Genomic DNA, 16,977 nt, shown 5'->3' with positions numbered 1-16,977 from the left:
CCGTCCCCTCGTGGGAACGGCGTCTCCATCGCCTTCCCCGCCCGCCGGTGGGGTCGGCGGCCGCGGGTCGGAGGCGGTGGAATCCTCCTCGCGGAAGTTTTCCGAAAGCGCGTCATAGGCGGCGTGCGGGAGCGTCTCTTTGCGAGACACCAGTCCACGACGATCGAACCTTCGAGGAACCCGCCATGATGAGCGCCCAGCCCGTCCCCACGTCCGCCCTGCGTCCCCTGGGCGACCCCGCCGCCCTGGTGGGGCAGTGGGTTCGGGTGTACGACGACGGCACCGTCGGCCTGCTGCTGGCCGCCGACGACACCTCCTGGTCCCTGCGCACCCCCGTCGGGGAGCGCTCCGGATTCGGGCGTCTGGTCGCGGAGCCGGTGACGACGCGGTCCCAGGCCGGGCCGGTCCGTAGGCGTCTGCGCGCCATGATGGACGACCCCGGGTTCCCGGCCTCGGAGGACCTGGACCTTCTCGACCTGCAGTTGGCCGCCCACCCCTAGGGCGGGCCGGTGCGGAGCCGACTCCGAGTGGCGACCCCGGCCGTCGGGCGCGAGCGGCCGGGGGACTGTGAGTCACGACCTAAAGCCCGCGTAAACCCCCTGCGTGAGCAGGGCGTCTCTCACTGAGACGGCCCCAAGGCCGTCGCGTCGCACGCCGACATGTTGGGGGTCTCCCATGACCGGCCGTGGTGGTCACTATCTGGAGTCGGGCGCGTACTGGTTGCTCTACGTCTCCTCCGTCAGCGGGGGGCTGATGCACTGGCGGCTGGGGAACGAGATCCTCGCCGCCGGCTGCGTCGCCGCCGCCGTCTTGAGCGCTCTGCTCATCGGCAAGGGGTGGCTCACCCCCGCCGCGCCCCATCGGTGACGACGGCGTATTCCCGCGCCGTCTGCGGGGATCATCACCCGCCCGGACCCCCTCCAGCGGTGCGTTCGCCGCGTGCACGTGCGGATAGTCTTCCCTCATGCGTTCATGGTCTGCGCCTGACATCGTCCCCCTGCCGGGTACCGGCGGCCCCCTGCGTATCCACGACACCGCCACCGGGCGGATAGAGACGACCACGCCGGGTCCCACCGCGCGAATGTACGCCTGCGGCATCACCCCCTACGACGCCGCCCACCTCGGGCACGCCTTCACCTACCTGACCTTCGACCTGGTCAACCGCGTGTGGCGGGACGCCGGGCACGACGTGAACTACGTCCAGAACACCACCGACATCGACGACCCGCTCCTGGAACGCGCCGAGGCCACCGGTGTGGACTGGCGGGACCTCGCCCACCGCGAGATCGACGTCTTCCGTCAGGACATGGCCGCGCTGTCGATCATCCCGCCCACCTCCTACGTCGGGGTGGTGGAATCGGTCGACCTCATCAGTGAACTCGCCGTGCGCATCCGCGATACCGGCGCCGCCTACGACGTCGACGGCGACCTCTACTTCTCCGTCGCCGAGGCGGACTCGTTCGGCGAGATCGGACACCTCGACCGCGAGGAGATGCTGGACCTGTTCGGGCAGCGCGGCGGGGACCCGCAGCGCGTCGGTAAGAAGGACCCGCTCGACTGGCTGCTGTGGAAGGCCGAACGTCCCGGCGAGCCGGCCTGGGAGAGCCCGCTGGGCCGAGGCCGGCCCGGGTGGCACATCGAGTGCAGCGCCATCGCGCTGGACCGGCTGGGTCCGGGCTTCGACATCAACGGGGGCGGCAACGACCTCGTCTTCCCGCACCACGAGATGGGCGCCGCCGAGTCACGCTGTGTCACCGGCGGACCCAACGCCCGGCACCATCTCCACGTCGGCATGGTCGGCCTCAACGGCGAGAAGATGTCCAAGTCGCTGGGCAACCTCGTGTTCGTCTCCCGGCTGCGCGAGGAGGGCGTGGATCCCGCCGTCATCCGCCTGGCCATGCTCTCCCACCACTACCGCGCGGCGTGGGAGTGGACCGACGCCGAACTGCCCACCGCCACCGAGCGCGCCGAGCGCTGGCGCGCCGCGTTCGCGTTGGGGGCCGGTCCGGACGCCACTCCCGTCCTCGCGGCGGTGCGCGCGGCGCTGGCCGAGGACCTGGACTCCCCGGCCGCCCTGGAGGCCGTGGACACCTGGGCCACCGCGGCGCTGACCGAGGGCGGTGCCGACACCGGCGCCCCCGCTCTGGCGCGCACCACCGTCCGCACCCTCTTGGGCGTCGAGCTCTGAGGCGGTCCGTGTCCGCCGCTCCGGCGGACACGGACGCCCGCGGCCGCCGGTCAGCGCGCCGTCACGCGCGGAAAGCGCGGGCCCGGCGGGTGATCGGGCAGGAGCCGTACGACCGGGATCCCGTGGTGGGGGTCGGCCCCCAGACGTTCGTACACACGCGGATCCCCGTCGACGTCGTGTCCCAGGGCCCGCATCAGCGCCCCGACGGTCTCGGGGCGTTTCTGCGCCTGGTGCGCCAGAACCCGGCCCGACTCCTCCGGGGGCAGCGGTGTCGCGGTGCCGCGCCTTCGTCGCCGTCCCACCTGGAACAGCACCCGTGGTTCGTGGCGGATGTTGCGGTACCACTGGGCGCGGTCACCGAACCCGGACGCCACCAGGACGGCCCCGGTCACGTCGTTGGTCTCCAGCACCTCCAGCACCGCCTGCCGGGGTTCTCCGCTGTGACGCCCCCGGTGGGTCAGGAGGACGAAGCGCCCAACGAACAGGTCGCCCAGACCGAGCCGGAACAGCCAGACCGGGGCCCGCAGCAGCGCTCGCCCGAGTGGGCTGTCCGGAGGCGACTGCGTGTGCGCCGGTGGTGGGTACGTCATGGTGCTCTCCTGGCCTCGGATCGGAACGGCCCGATCGTAATGAGGGGTGGCGCCGTCGAGTCGGACGCCACGCCAAGGGCGGCGGAGGCGGCCGAGATCGCCGCGCCGTCCACTGTTCGGTGGCCGGCCCGGAGCGCCCGGGCTCCCTCCCTCTGGCCGCGGCCTCTCCGTGCGCGTGCGAGCGTCGGCTCCGTGCCTCGGCCCGCGCGGTCGTGAGCCCCCACACCAGGAATACCCACCGCGCCCCATGGCCTCACCGGGCCCGGACCGGGCGGCATCGTGCCCGTCGGTCCTCACGTCGCGACCCCGGAACGGGTCGCTCTCCTCCGGGACGGTGCGCCGGGCCCACGACCCCCGCGGGCCGCGCCGGCGGACGGAGGAGGTGTCACCGGAGACCGGCGGTGGCCGGCCGCGCCCCGGCTCCGCGCCGACCAGGGGAGTGGGGGAGGCTCGACCTGTGGCGCATCCGGAGGCGGGGGACGGTTCGTCGCGTCGGGTGGCGATGTGTCGTGTCCGTCTGTGGTCACAACCTCACCAAAACGGTCCCGATCGTCGGCCCCGCGTGATGGGATGGCGCGCATGACCATGATCACCACCAACACCCCCACGCGGCCCAGCGCCGCGGCGGAGCTCATCGCGGACTTCGTCTCCACCGGAGGCCGCCTCACCGACCGGGCCGATCTGGCCCGCTTCCTGCGCGAACACCGTCTGGTCACCGAGGGCGCCATCCCCATCACCCTCGCCGACCTGGACGAGGCCCTCACCCTGCGCGACGGTATCCGCGCCGTCCTCGACCGCTCCCGGACGGCCGACCCCGAGACCCTGGCCCGCGCCCAGAAGGTCCTGGACGGGCTGCGCGTCACCGTGCGTCTGGAACCGGCCGAGCGGTCCGAATCGCCCTTGGCCCCCGCCGTGGTCGACGAGGTCCGCCGCGGACTGGCCCGCATCGCCGGCGCCTGGGCCGCCGTCCTGGCCACCGACGAGTGGCGACGCATGAGGCTGTGACCGTCCCTCGTCGTGCGCCGGAGGCGTCGCCGCGTCGGCTCTCAGGCGCGGTGATGCTCCAGGAAGGACTCCCACCGCGGGATGATGTCCTCCAGCCGGTAGCGCGAGGAGGCCTCCAGGGCTTGCTCGCCCATGTGATGGCGCCGCTCGCGGTCCTCCACCAGGCGCAGCAGGGCCCGGCCCAGGGCCGGGGTGTCCTGGGGTGGAACGAGCAGCCCGGTCCGCTCGTGCTCGATGATCTCTCCGGGGCCGTGCGGGCAGTCGAAGCTCACCACCGGCAACCCCACGGAGAAGGCCTCCACGATGGTCATCCCGAAGCCCTCCACCTTCGAGCTCACCGCCAGGATGGAGGCCTTGGACAGTTCCTCGGTCAGGTCCCGGGTCTGTCCCATGAGCCGGACGTTGTCCTCGATGCCGTGCTTGCGGGCGGTCTCCTCGATCTTGGCGGCCTTGTCCCCGTCACCGTAGATGCGCAGGCACCACTCCGGGTGCTCCTCGACGACCTGGGCGAACGCCTCGACCAGCTTCGGGTACTGCTTGACCGGGGACAGGCGCCCCGCGGCGGCGATCACGGGGGCGTCGAGGGTCGACCGGGGCGGGACCCCGGGATCCACGGCGTTGGGCACCACCGTGAGGAAGTCCCCACCGCGGCGCAGCAGCCTGGTGTAGGCGTTGCGGTCCGACTCGGTGAGCACGCTCAGTCCGTCGAGGTCCCGGTAACGCCGGTCGATCGCCTCCACCAGGTCCGGCTTGTGCTCGCCCAGGTTGAGGTGCTCCTGGCCGATGACGCACAGGCGCTTGGGCGCCCACGCCGCCAGGAGCAGGTTGATGCCGGGTCGCGTCCCCATCACCACGTCGGCGTCGGTGGTCCGCAGGAAACGGTGCAGACCCGAGACGGACTCCGGCGTGAAGTTCTGGTTGCGCGCCAGTTCGGACTCGGGCACCACGGAGCGCACGCGTCGGGTCCACCGGCGGCGGGCGAAGGAACTCATGGCGGGCGCCTCGGCGGTCCGGTCGTGCAACGGCCACAACCGCACCCCTTCGGGCAGAGTGAAGAAGGGGTCCCGGCGCCGACGGGTCAGGCTGACGATCTCCACCTCGTGGCGCTCGGAGAGACCGCGGGCGAGGTTGTAGACGGTCCGCACCGTGCCGCCCATGGTGTAGCCGTTGGCGATGACGACGGCGATTTTCATGTGTGCTCTATCCCCCGTTCCCTGCCGGCGCGGACGGTAGGGACGATCGGTCCGGCCAGCCGGAGGCGGCGCCGTCGGGGCAGGGGCGGAATCGGGGTCCGCCGTCGCTCCCCTGATGCGACGACCGTCCCCCTCGCGGTCGCCTCCGGTCCGCGAGCCGTGTCCTCGGAACGTATCCTCTCGCGGCTAAAGAACACCTAATATCGCGACGATGTCGGGCGTGTCGCCGGTCACCCCACGAGCGATCGGTGCTGCGAGGCGCCCCTCAGTCGTCCTCGCGGCGGCGTAGGTAACGCTCGAACTCCTGGGCGATGGCGTCGCCGGAGGCCTCGGGGAGCTCCACGGTGTCCTTGGCCTCCTCCAACCCGCGGACGTAGGCGGCGATGTCCTCGTCCTCGGCGGTGAGGTCGTCGACCCCCGACTCCCACTTCACCGACTCCTCCGGCAGGTCACCGAGCGGAACCTCGGCACCGGAGAACTCCTGAACCCAGCCCAGGAGCGCCAGGGTCGCCTTGGGGCACGGCGGCTGGGCCACGTAGTGCGGGATGGCGGCCCACAGGGACACCGTCTCGATGCCGGCGGCGTCGAAGCCCTCGTGCACCACCCCCACGATGCCGGTCGGGCCGGAGTAGGTGGAGGGTTCCAGGCCGTGCCGTTCGGCCAGGCCACCGGGGGAGACCATGCCGGTCACCGGCACGGGTCGGGTGTGCGGGGCGTCGGCCAGCAGCGAGCCCAACAGCACGGCCCGCTCGACCCCCAGTTCGCGGGCGATGGCCACCAGGTCGGCGGTGTAGGAACGCCACCGCATGTTGGGCTCGGGACCGACCACGAGCACCACGTCCCGGTGCGAGCCGGGAGGACGGGCCACCCGTACCCGTGTGGTGGGCCACTCGACCTCGTGCAGTCGCCCCTCGACCACGGACATGCGCGGACGGGTCACCTGGAAGTCGTAGTAGTCGTCCGGGGTCAGGGAGCACAGCTCCGTGGCGCCCCAGTGCTCGGTCAGGTGTTCAACGGCCAGGCTCGCGGCCTCACCGGCGTCGTTCCACCCTTCGAACGCCGCCACCATCACAGGCTCGACGAGCTCGCGGTCGAGCTGGATCATGTGCGGCCCCTTCCTGAACGCGGACGCACCCCACCCTATGGGGTGGCGCCGCACCCGAGAAATCGCGAAGGCGGCCCCACCGGGTGCCACCACCCCCTCGGCTTTGGGACACCCGTCTCACTGGGTGAAACACCCGATGGGGTAGCCTCGGCAGCACCGACGGCCCGGGACGACGACGTCCCCGACCGTCGACTCCCAGCCGTGCGTCGTGGTCCTCACCGGTGCCGTTCGTCACGAACGACCGACTGGGGTTCCGCGATGCCCCGAGACTAGAGTTGCCGACTATGAGAGATCGACGGACATTCCGTGAAGCACTGTCCCAGCGCGTGGTCGTTGCGGACGGGGCGATGGGCACCATGTTGCAGGCGCACGATCTCGACCTCGACCAGTTCGAGGGGCACGAGGGTTGCAATGACATCCTGAACATCACCCGGCCCGACATCGTCCGGGACACCCACGCCGCCTTCTTCGAGGTCGGGTCCGACTGCGTCGAGACCAACACCTTCTCCGCCAACTACGGCGGACTCTTCGAGTACGGGATCGAGGACCGCACCTACGAGATCGCCGAGGCCGGTGCGCGGATCGCCCGCGAGACCGCCGACGCCTACGCCACCCCCGACCAGCCCCGCTACGTGCTGGGCTCCGTGGGCCCCGGCACCCGGCTGCCGACCCTGGGACACGCTCCCTACGCGCTGCTGCGCGACTACTACGAGCAGTGTCACCGCGGTCTCATCGACGGCGGCGCCGACGCCATTCTGATCGAGACCTGCCAGGACCTGCTCCAGGTCAAGGCCGCCGTGATCGCGGCCAAGCGCGCACGCAAGGCGCTGGGCAGGGACGTGCCGATCATCGCCCAGGTCAGTATCGAGACCAACGGCACCATGCTCATGGGCTCGGAGATCGGCGCCGCGCTGACCTCCCTGGAACCGCTGGGCATCGACGTCATCGGGCTCAACTGCTCCACCGGCCCCGCCGAGATGAGCGAGCACCTGCGCTACCTCTCGCACCACTCCTCCGTCGCCATCTCCTGCATGCCCAACGCCGGTCTGCCGGAGCTGGGCCCCAACGGCGCGGTCTACAACCTCTCCCCGGAGGGGCTGACCGACGCCCACGACACCTTCACCGCGGAGTTCGGGCTCAGCCTGGTCGGCGGCTGCTGCGGAACCACCCCCGAACACCTGCGTCAGGTCGTGGAGCGGGTCCAGGGCCGTGGCATCAAGAACCGCAAGCCGCTCATCGAGCCCTCGGCGTCCTCGCTCTACCAGAGCGTCCCCTTCCGTCAGGACGCCAGCTACCTGGCGGTCGGCGAGCGCACCAACGCCAACGGGTCCAAGAAGTTCCGCGAGGCCATGCTGGCCGAGGACTGGGACACCTGCGTGGAGATGGCCCGCGACCAGATCCGCGACGGGGCCCACATCCTCGACCTCAACATCGACTACGTCGGGCGTGACGGCGTGGCCGACATGCGTGAGCTCGCCTCGCGCTTCGCCACCGCCTCCACCCTGCCGCTCATGCTCGACTCCACCGAGCCCCCCGTCCTGGAGGCCGGTCTCGACGCCCTGGGCGGGCGCGCGGTCATCAACTCCGTCAACTACGAGGACGGGGACGGCCCCGACTCGCGGTTCACCCGCATCATGGAGCTGGTCTCCGAGCACGGCGCCGCCGTGGTCGGCCTGTGCATCGACGAGGAGGGACAGGCCCGCACCGCCGAGTGGAAGGTGCGGGTGGCGAGCCGGCTCATCGAACAGCTCACCGGCGAGTGGGGGATGCGCACCGGCGACATCGTCATCGACTGCCTCACCTTCCCCATCACCACCGGGCAGGAGGAGACCCGCCGGGACGGCATCGAGACCCTCGAGGCCATTCGCGAGCTCAAGAAGCGCTACCCGGACGTGCAGACCACCCTGGGTCTGTCCAACCTGTCCTTCGGCGTCAACCCGGCCGCCCGCATCGTGTTGAACTCGGCGTTCCTGCACGAGGCGGTCCAGGCGGGCCTGGACTCGGCCATCGTGCACGCCTCCAAGATCGTGCCGATCAACCAGATCCCCGAGGACCAGCTCAAGGTCGCCCAGGACCTCATCCACGACCGGCGCGAGGACGACTACGACCCGCTGTCGACCTTCATCGACATGTTCACCGGTGTGGACGCCAAGTCCATGAGGGCCTCCCGTGCGGAGGAACTGGCCGCACTGCCCCTGTGGGAGCGCCTGGAGCGCCGCATCATCGACGGCGAGCTCACCGGCATCGAGGCCGACCTCGACGAGGCGCTGACCGAGCGGCCGGCGCTGGCCATCGTCAACGACACCCTCCTGGAGGGCATGAAGACGGTCGGCGAGCTGTTCGGCTCCGGGCAGATGCAGCTGCCGTTCGTCCTCAAGTCCGCCGAGGTCATGAAGTCGGCGGTCGCCTACCTCGAACCTCACATGGAGAAGACCGACGACGACGGCAAGGGCCGCATCGTGCTCGCCACCGTCAAGGGCGACGTCCACGACATCGGTAAGAACCTCGTCGACATCATCCTGTCCAACAACGGCTACGAGGTGGTCAACCTCGGTATCAAGCAGCCGGTGTCGGCCATCCTGGAGGCCGCCGAGGAGAAGCGGGCCGACGTCATCGGGATGTCGGGCCTGCTGGTCAAGTCCACGGTGATCATGAAGGAGAACCTGGAGGAGATGAACTCCCGCGGGATGTCCGCGCGCTTCCCCGTGCTGCTGGGCGGCGCCGCGCTCACCCGCTCCTACGTGGAACAGGACCTGGCCGACATGTTCGGTGGCGAGGTCCGCTACGCCAAGGACGCCTTCGAGGGCCTGCGGCTGATGGACACCTTCATGGCGGTCAAGCGCGGGGACGAGGGCGCCAAGCTGCCCGAGCTGCGTCAGCGCCGGGTCAAGCGCGGGGCCACCCTCAAGGTCACCGAACCCGAGGAGATGCCCGCCCGCAGCGACGTGTCCACCACCAACAAGGTGCCCACACCGCCGTTCTGGGGCGACCGGATCAGCAAGGGCGTCCCGCTGGCCGACTACGCCGCCTTCCTCGACGAGCGCGCCACCTTCATGGGCCAGTGGGGGCTCAAGGCGTCCCGCGGCGGCAACGGCCCCACCTACGAGGAGTTGGTGGAGACCGAGGGGCGTCCGCGCATGCGGATGTGGCTGGACCGGATCCAGACCGAGGGCCTGCTGGAGGCCGCGGTCGTGCACGGTCACTACCCTTGCTACAGCGAGGGCGACGACCTGGTCGTGCTCGACGACGACGGTGCCACCGAACGCACGCGCTTCACGTTCCCGCGTCAGCGTCGGGACCGGCACCTGTGCCTGTCGGACTTCTTCCGCCCCAAGGAGTCGGGGGAGTTGGACGTGGTGTCCTTCCAGGTGGTGACCGTCGGCGCGGCGATCAGTCGGGCCACCGCGGAGCTGTTCGAGAAGAACGCCTACCGTGACTACCTGGAGCTGCACGGCCTGTCGGTGCAGCTCACCGAGGCCCTGGCGGAGTACTGGCACACCCGCGTCCGCGCGGAGCTGGGATTCGCGGGGGAGGACCCGGCCGAACTCGACGCCTTCTTCAAGCTCGGTTACCGGGGCGCACGCTTCTCCCTGGGGTACGGGGCCTGCCCCGACCTGGAGGACCGGGCCAAGATCGTCGAACTGCTGCAGCCGGAACGGGTGGGGGTGACGTTGTCCGAGGAGTACCAGCTTGTTCCCGAGCAGGCCACCGACGCGATCGTCATTCATCACCCCGAGGCGACATACTTCAACGTCTGACCGGCCCAGAGGCGAGGCCCCACCGGTGCCCGGTACCGGTGGGGCCTCGCCCGTGTCGGGTCCGACGGCCACGAGTCGAGATGAGCGAATTGAGCACTGTGAGTTCCGAACAGAACCAGACCGCGCCGACCGGTGGGCGCCGCCTCCAGGCGGTCCTGTTGGACATGGACGGCACCCTCATCGAGAGCGAACACCTGTGGAACGAGGCGGAGGCGGATCTCGTCGCCGACCTGGGCGGGGTGTGGACCGAACAGGACCACATCAACAACGTCGGCAACGCGGCCGGACCCGTGGGCCGCTACATCATCGCTCTGACCGGTGCCGACCTCACCCCGAGGGAGGTCGCCGACCGTCTCTACGCTCGTTTCCTGGCCAAGTTGGAGGAGGGCGCGGAACTGCGTCCCGGGGCGAAGGAACTGGTGACGATGTTGTCGGAGGCCGGGGTTCCGGTGTCGCTGGTGACCTCGACCGAGCGTGAGTTGGTGGCCACCGCGATCGGTGGGATCGGTCTGGCGAACTTCGACGACTCGGTGGCCGGTGACGAGGTGGAGGCCAACAAGCCGCACCCCGACCCCTACCTTCGTGCGGCCCGCCGTCTCGGGGTGGACCCGGCGCGCTGTGTGGCCGTGGAGGACTCCGTGGTGGGGGTGACCTCCGCGGCGGACGCCGGTTGCGCGACCGTGGCGATCCCCAACCACGTGGAGATCCCGCCGCGGGAGGGCGTCGTGTTCCGCGACAGCCTGGTCGGCATCGACCTCGACTGGCTGGAGTCCCTGGTCGCCCGGGACTGAGCCCGCGACGTTGGACGGCTCCGGGTAACGTGGATCACGGGAACGTCGTGCCCGCGGACACCGTGCGTCCACGGCGCCGGGTCCGACCCGATCGGGAACCGCCCTAGGGGAAGAGCCGGATGTGTGGTCGGGCGCGGGATGGGAGACTGGGCGTATGCCTGAGACTTTGACTATGACGTCCGGCCTCACTCTGGGAGCCGCGCTCGCCGCGCTGGGCCTGATCATCACGTTCTTCGTGTGGCGACGCAAGGGCGCGGCCTTCGGGTTGCGAGGGCTGGCGTGGTCGATGCTCCCGCTGGTGGCGGGTCTGCTCGGCCTGATGAACGTCGTCATGCAGTTCGTGCTCGGGCTCTTCGGTGTGCTGGCCGGTCTGGTGTTCAACCCGATCGTTTGGGCGGGTGTGGCGCTGGTGCCGCTGATGGTGATCCTGTACGTGGCCTCCGGGTTCATGAAGGCACGGGGGGTCGGTGTGAAGCAGGCGGGCGCCAAGGCCGAGCGACCCCAGGGCGACGCGTCCGGGGCCGCCCCCAAGGGCAAGCCCGCGGCCGGTCCGGCGCAGCCCGCCGCCGGTCAGGTGAAGGCGCCCGAACAGAAGAAGTCCGGCGGCGGCGAGGACTTCGACGAGATCGAGGCCCTGCTGCGCAAGCACGGCATCGAGTGAGGGACGCGTCCGCGCCCCCCGGGGGTACGGACGCCCGCAGCATCCGACAACGGCGGTTCCGCTTCGGCGGGCCGCCGTTCTTCGTGGTCTCGTCCTCACGGTACGTGCGCGCGACGGCACACGCTGATGCCATAGCACTTGGCATAGCACGCCGCCCCGCGTTCACTTTCCTGCGGTGTGCTCGTAAGGTGTGGGCTTGTATCGACTCCATTGCCCCACATCGATGACGTTCGTCCTTGGTTGGCACTTTGCCCCTTTTTAGTGCCTGTACAGGTTCATTGTTAGCTTTGGTTACGATTCAGCCACATGGACTTGGTTTGGACGGCGGGCTCGTGAGGGGCGAGTAAATTGGTCGTTGTGTAACATCCCGGGCAAAACGGACTTCTGTGTGTCCAGGGTCACAAGGTGATCCGAGACCGTCCGGCGCCGACGAGGTGGGCGATCCCCCCGCCATCGTCGGACGCGATGCCCACGCCAGCCAGTGTCGAGATCCGACCGGCCCCACCGTGAGACCCCTCAGGGTCGAACCCCTGAGCTGCTCAGGTGTGGGTTCCGGCCTCTCGGCCAGAAGCGCAAGAGTGGAGAGTGGTGGCCTGATGAGTGCGCCCTCACATGTCCATGGGTCGGGCGACGAGGCCGACGCGGTGGACGTCGCGGTGACGGCCACCGAAGGTCGCAGTGATGCCGACAACCGGTCCCTGCGTCAGATCGCCTGGCGGCGTCTGCGCCGCGACAAGGTCGCCATGGTCTCCGGCACGGTCGTGGTGCTGCTCATCCTCGCGGCGCTCCTCGCGCCCCTCCTGGTCAAGTGGTTCGGGCACCCGCCCACCCAGTTCAACCAGGACCTCATCGACCCCAGCGCGCGGGTCCCGTACGCGGACCCCGACGACCCCGCCGCGGGTGTCGACCGTTGGGGCGGCATCAGCTCCGACCACCTCCTCGGCCTGGAACCGGTGACCGGACGCGACCTCTTCAGTCGCATCCTCTACGGCGCTCAGATCTCGCTGTTGGTGGCCTTCCTCGCCACGCTGGTGTGCGTCGCCCTCGGCACCGTCCTCGGCATCATCGCCGGTTACATGGGCGGCTGGGTCGACACCCTCATCAGCCGGGCCATGGACATCTTCCTGGCCTTCCCGCTGATGCTCTTCGCGATCGCCCTCGTCGGGGTCATCCCCGACGGTGTCCTCGGACTCACCGGCAACGGCCTGAGGATCGGCGTCATCGTCTTCATCATCGGCTTCTTCAACTGGCCCTACATCGCGCGCATCGTCCGGGGCCAGACCCTGGCCCTGCGCGAACGGGAGTTCGTCGAGGCCGCCCGCAGCCTGGGCGCGGGCAACCGGCACATCCTGGTCAAGGAGATCCTCCCCAACCTGGTCACGCCGATCATCGTCTACTCCACGCTGCTCATCCCCACGAACATCCTGTTCGAGGCGGCCCTGAGCTTCCTGGGAGTCGGCATCAACCCGCCCACGCCCAGCTGGGGCAAGATGCTCTCCGAAGCGGTCCCCTTCTACCAGACCGCTCCCTACTTCATCGTCTTCCCCGGTCTCGCCATCTTCATCACCGTCCTCGCGTTCAACCTGTTCGGTGATGGCCTTCGCGACGCCTTCGATCCCAAGACGTCGGACTGACCCGCGTGCGTGCGGGGCGGTCCCGATCCACCCCGCACGCACGTGGATCAACCCGCAGGTCCTATCCACCCTTACTCAAAGGTTCAGAGAGGTAGTTCCGTGAGGAATCGCACCCTCGGCTTCGTCGCGCTCGGCGCGGCGGCGTCACTCTTCCTGTCCGCCTGCGGCGGCTCGGCCACCGGCGGCGGCCCGGCGGACGCCGACACCGAGTTCGACCAGGGTTCCGACAGCATCGTCAACCCGTCCGAGCAGTCCGGTGGCACCCTGCGTTACGCCATCGACGGTGACTTCGACTCCACGGACCCGGCCAACACCTACTACGCGTTCAACTGGAACTTCTCCCGTTACTACGCGCGTACGCTGATGGCCTTCAACCCGGAGCCGGGCGAGAACGCCACCGACCTGGTGACCGACATGGCCGCCGAGATGCCCGAGCCCAACGACGACTTCACCCAGTGGACCGTCAAGATCCAGGAGGGCCTCAAGTACGAGGACGGCTCCGAGATCACCTCCGAGGACATCAAGTACGGCATCGCCCGCGCCAACTTCAACGGCGGCATCTTCAGCGAGGGCCCGCAGTACTTCGCCGCGCACCTGGACCAGGACGGCGACTACAACGTCTACGACCACGATGACCCGCTCGAGGGCTTCGACGCGATCGAGACCCCGGACGAGCACACCCTGGTCTTCAACCTCAAGGACTCCTTCTCGGAGTTCCCGAACGTGCTGACCCAGCCGCAGACCGCCCCGGTCCCGGTGGACGCCGACCGCGGTGAGCTCTACCAGCAGACCGTCGTCTCCTCCGGTCCGTACAAGTTCGACGGCGAGTACGAGCCCGGTGTGAAGCTGCACCTGGACCGCAACGAGCACTGGGACCCGGAGACCGACCCGATCCGCGAGGCCCTGCCCGACCGCATCGAGGTCGAGATCGGCGTCTCCCAGGACGAGGTCGACGAGCGTCTGGCCAGCGGCGAGCTCGACGTCGACCTGCGCGGCTCCGGCGTGGGCCCGGCGACCAAGACCCGTCTGCTCTCGGACGAGTCCGCCCGCCCGTTCGTGGACAACCCGTACTCCGGCGCCCTGCGCTACGTGAACATCCACACCCCGGTCATCGAGGACGTGGCCTGCCGCCAGGCGATCATGTACGCGGCCGACCGCGACAGCATGTGGCGCGCCTGGGGCGGCGACGACGGCGGCGACATCGCCACCAACCTGCTGCCTCCGCTGATCCCGGGTGCGGACCCGGAGTCGGACCTGTACCCGTCCCAGGACAACAAGGGCGACCTCGATGCCGCCCAGGCCAAGCTGGAGGAGTGCGGCGAGGAGGACGGCTTCAGCACCACCATCGCCGTCCGTGCCGAGAGCGAGCGCGACGTCCTGACCGCCGAGTCGCTCCAGGAGTCCCTGGGCCGCGTCGGCATCGACGTCTCCATCGAGCAGTTCCCGCAGGCCGACTTCTTCGGTCAGTACGCGGGTTCGCAGGACTACGTCCGTGACAACGGCATCGGCCTGAGCGTCTCGGGCTGGGGCCCGGACTGGCCCACCGGTTACGGCTTCGCCTCCAAGATCACGCACGGCGACGCGATCATGGAGACCGGTAACTTCAACACCTCCGAGCTGGACGACCCCGAGGTCAACGGCATGTGGGACGAGGCCCTCCTCACCGAGGACCCGGACGAGCGCGCGGAGATGTACGCGGACATCGACACCTTGGTCCTGGAGAACGCGGCCATCATGCCCGTGGTCTTCGACAAGTCGACGTTCTACCGTCCCGCCGACCTCACCAACGTCTACTACCACCCGGCCTACATGATGTACGACTTCATGGCGCTGGGCGTGGACCGGGACGAATAGTCCCCGAAACTACCGGCCTGAACTAGTACGAGAAGGCAGGTGAATGCGGCGGGGCCCCACGGGAACCCGGGGGAGCCCCGCCGCTGACCGCGATGCTGAACTACATCCTTCGCCGCCTTGGTGCGGGTATCTTGCTCCTCGCCGTCGTGACGGCGGTGACCTTCTGGATCTTCTACGTCCTCCCACGTTGGGCGGGCGTCACCCCGCACGGCATGGCGGCGATGTACGCGGGCAAGGCGCCCACTCCGGCGGTGCTCGACGCCACCGTGGAACGCCTCGGCCTCGACCAGCCCGTCGCGGTCCAGTTCATCGAGTTCCTCCGGACGCTGCTGTTCGGACAGGAGTTCACCTTCGGTCGCGAGACGGTGGAGTGCGCCGCCCCGTGCCTGGGGTACTCCTTCACGACCAACACCCCGGTGCTCGAACAGATCCTCAACCGTCTTCCGGTGACCCTGTCCCTGGGCCTGGGCGCGGCGGTCATCTGGGTCGTCGGCGGTGTCACCGTGGGCGTCATCTCCGCCGTCAAGCGCGGCAGCGTCTTCGACCGTCTGGCCATGGGCGCCGCACTCATCGGTGTCTCCCTGCCGGTCTACTTCACCGGTCTGCTCGCCCTGTCCTTCCTGGTGCACCAGTGGGGGCTGTTCCCGGTCTCGCGCTACGTGCCCTTCACCGAGGACCCCGTCGGCTGGTACCAGGTCATGCTCCTGCCCTGGCTCACCCTGGCCTTCCTGCACGCGGCCCAGTACGCCCGGCAGACCCGCGCGGGCATGTTGGAGACCCTCAACGAGGACTACATCCGCACCGCCCGCGCCAAGGGACTCAGCGAACGCAAGGTGATCTTCAAGCACGCCCTGCGTCCCACGCTCACGCCGATCCTCACCATCCTCGGTCTGGACATCGGCATGGTCCTCGGCGGCGCCATCCTCACCGAGACGGTCTTCTCGCTCAACGGTGTGGGCGCCTACGCGATCACCTCGATCGTCGCCAAGGACCTCCCGGTCATCCTGGGCGTGACGCTGTTCGGCGCGGTGTTCATCGTCATCTGCAACCTCGTCGTCGACCTGCTCTACCCCGTGGTCGACCCGCGGGTCCGGGTCGGTCGGTAGGGGACCACGTTGACCAGAGCAGCACTAACGAAGGAAGAAGTCATGGCCTCGACCGAACCCGTCGTCCGGGTGGACGACCTGCGGGTGACGTTCCCGACCATGGACGGCGACGTCCAGTCGGGCAAGAGCGTGACCTCCCTGGCCCTGATGGGTCTGCACCGGGGCAGCCGCGCCGAGATCACCGGCGGGATCGAGGTGGTGGGCACCGACGTGGTGACCGCCACCGACAAACAGTTGCAGCGGATGCGCGGCAACGACATCGCGATGGTCTTCCAGGACCCCATGCAGTCGTTGCACCCGCAGTACACCATCGGTGACCAGTTGATCGAGGCCTACCGGGTGCACCACCCCAAGGCCTCCAAGGCCGACGCGCGCACCCGCGCCGTCGAGGCGCTGGACCGGGTCGGTATCCCCGAGCCGGACAAGCGGATCAACGCCTACCCGCATGAGTTCTCCGGTGGCATGCGTCAGCGCGTGGTGATCGCCATGGGGCTCATGTGCGACCCCAAGGTGCTGTTGGCGGACGAGCCCACCACCGCCCTGGACGTCACCGTGCAGGCGCGCATCCTCGACCTGCTCGACGAGCTGCGCCGCGATCTGAACATGGCCCTCATCCTGGTCTCGCACGACCTGGCCGTGGTGGCCGGTTCGGTGGACGAGGTCGTCGTGATGCGCCACGGCCAGGCGGTCGAGCGCGGCGACGTGCGCGACGTGCTCTCGCGACCCGAGCACCCCTACACCCGGGCGCTGCTCGACGCGGTGCCGCGGGTGGAGGTCTCCCGGGCCCAGCGCCGTGCGCAGGACCGCGCCGACCGCGTCGAGAGGCAGAGGCGCGAGGGCGCCGTCACCGAGCCGGGCGGGTTCCAGGCCTTCACCCCGTCCACGGGCGAGGGCGAGCCGCTGTTGCGGGTGCGCGACGTGTCCCAGAGCTTCAAGGTCCGCGGTGGCCTGTGGGGTCGCTCCAGTGACTTCTGGGCGGTCAAGGGCGTCGGCTTCGACCTGTACCAGGGGGAGACCCTGGGTGTGGTGGGGGAGTCCGGTTCGGGCAAGAGCACGCTCTCACGCATGGTCATGCGGCTGCTGGAGCCGACC

The 16,977-nt window shown here is 69.5% G+C and carries 14 protein-coding genes; 11 read left to right on the top strand and 3 right to left on the bottom strand.

The features are described 5' to 3' along the window. Nucleotides 1-185 precede the first annotated feature (185 nt). The 3 genes from DSY14_RS20070 to mshC all read left to right on the top strand — a co-directional run bounded on the left by DSY14_RS20070 (nucleotide 186) and on the right by mshC (nucleotide 2,188). Entirely contained in the window at nucleotides 186-500 is a 315-nt protein-coding gene (locus DSY14_RS20070; protein ID WP_211718143.1) for a hypothetical protein, read from the top strand. Between the two features lie 175 nt (nucleotides 501-675). Beyond that, on the top strand, nucleotides 676-867 hold the full coding sequence (locus DSY14_RS20065; RefSeq protein WP_211718142.1) for a hypothetical protein: 192 nt from the start codon (nucleotides 676-678) through the stop codon (nucleotides 865-867). 97 nt (nucleotides 868-964) lie between these two features. Further along, nucleotides 965-2,188, top strand: a complete 1,224-nt coding sequence (mshC, locus tag DSY14_RS20060; RefSeq protein WP_211718141.1) for a cysteine--1-D-myo-inosityl 2-amino-2-deoxy-alpha-D-glucopyranoside ligase — start codon at nucleotides 965-967, stop codon at nucleotides 2,186-2,188. Nucleotides 2,189-2,238: 50 nt separating this feature from the next. On the opposite strand, the gene DSY14_RS20055 is transcribed toward mshC, so the two are convergent. Then, entirely contained in the window at nucleotides 2,239-2,778 is a 540-nt protein-coding gene (locus DSY14_RS20055; protein ID WP_211718140.1) for a nitroreductase family deazaflavin-dependent oxidoreductase, read from the bottom strand. 579 nt (nucleotides 2,779-3,357) lie between these two features. Here DSY14_RS20055 and DSY14_RS20050 point away from each other — a divergent pair. Further along, nucleotides 3,358-3,783 carry an ABATE domain-containing protein gene (locus DSY14_RS20050; RefSeq protein ID WP_211718139.1) on the top strand — a complete coding sequence of 142 codons (426 nt, stop codon included), beginning with the start codon at nucleotides 3,358-3,360 and terminating at the stop codon, nucleotides 3,781-3,783. Nucleotides 3,784-3,824: 41 nt separating this feature from the next. Here the strand turns inward: DSY14_RS20050 and DSY14_RS20045 are convergent, their stop codons facing one another. After that, nucleotides 3,825-4,976, bottom strand: a complete 1,152-nt coding sequence (locus DSY14_RS20045) for a glycosyltransferase family 4 protein (RefSeq protein WP_211718138.1) — start codon at nucleotides 4,974-4,976, stop codon at nucleotides 3,825-3,827. Nucleotides 4,977-5,241: 265 nt separating this feature from the next. Beyond that, on the bottom strand, nucleotides 5,242-6,081 hold the full coding sequence (locus DSY14_RS20040) for a PAC2 family protein (RefSeq protein WP_211718137.1): 840 nt from the start codon (nucleotides 6,079-6,081) through the stop codon (nucleotides 5,242-5,244). Nucleotides 6,082-6,365: 284 nt separating this feature from the next. Here DSY14_RS20040 and metH point away from each other — a divergent pair, with 284 nt between their 5' ends. The 7 genes from metH to DSY14_RS29295 all read left to right on the top strand — a co-directional run. Beyond that, a complete protein-coding gene (metH, locus tag DSY14_RS20035) occupies nucleotides 6,366-9,839 on the top strand; it encodes a methionine synthase (RefSeq protein ID WP_211718136.1) in 3,474 nt (1,157 codons plus the stop codon). A gap of 80 nt (nucleotides 9,840-9,919) precedes the next feature. Next, a complete protein-coding gene (locus DSY14_RS20030; protein WP_211718135.1) occupies nucleotides 9,920-10,630 on the top strand; it encodes an HAD family phosphatase in 711 nt (236 codons plus the stop codon). A gap of 154 nt (nucleotides 10,631-10,784) precedes the next feature. Next, nucleotides 10,785-11,291, top strand: a complete 507-nt coding sequence (locus DSY14_RS20025) for a cellulose synthase (RefSeq protein ID WP_249188169.1) — start codon at nucleotides 10,785-10,787, stop codon at nucleotides 11,289-11,291. Nucleotides 11,292-11,887: 596 nt separating this feature from the next. Next, nucleotides 11,888-12,925: an ABC transporter permease gene (locus DSY14_RS20020; RefSeq protein ID WP_211718134.1), complete on the top strand. Its 1,038-nt coding sequence runs from the start codon at nucleotides 11,888-11,890 to the stop codon at nucleotides 12,923-12,925. Nucleotides 12,926-13,024: 99 nt separating this feature from the next. Further along, on the top strand, nucleotides 13,025-14,779 hold the full coding sequence (locus DSY14_RS20015) for an ABC transporter substrate-binding protein (protein ID WP_211718133.1): 1,755 nt from the start codon (nucleotides 13,025-13,027) through the stop codon (nucleotides 14,777-14,779). A 92-nt stretch (nucleotides 14,780-14,871) separates the two neighbouring features. Next, nucleotides 14,872-15,885, top strand: a complete 1,014-nt coding sequence (locus tag DSY14_RS20010) for an ABC transporter permease (RefSeq protein ID WP_211718132.1) — start codon at nucleotides 14,872-14,874, stop codon at nucleotides 15,883-15,885. Nucleotides 15,886-15,927: 42 nt separating this feature from the next. After that, nucleotides 15,928-16,977, top strand: a 1,050-nt coding sequence (locus DSY14_RS29295; RefSeq protein ID WP_211718131.1) for an ATP-binding cassette domain-containing protein, incomplete at its 3' end; no start/stop codon positions are given.

It is taken from the genome of Nocardiopsis sp. MG754419 (genome assembly GCF_018207095.1).
GTDB lineage: Bacteria > Actinomycetota > Actinomycetes > Streptosporangiales > Streptosporangiaceae > Nocardiopsis.
Note: the sequence above shows the minus strand (reverse complement) of the source record. Positions and strands in the feature narration are given on the sequence as shown.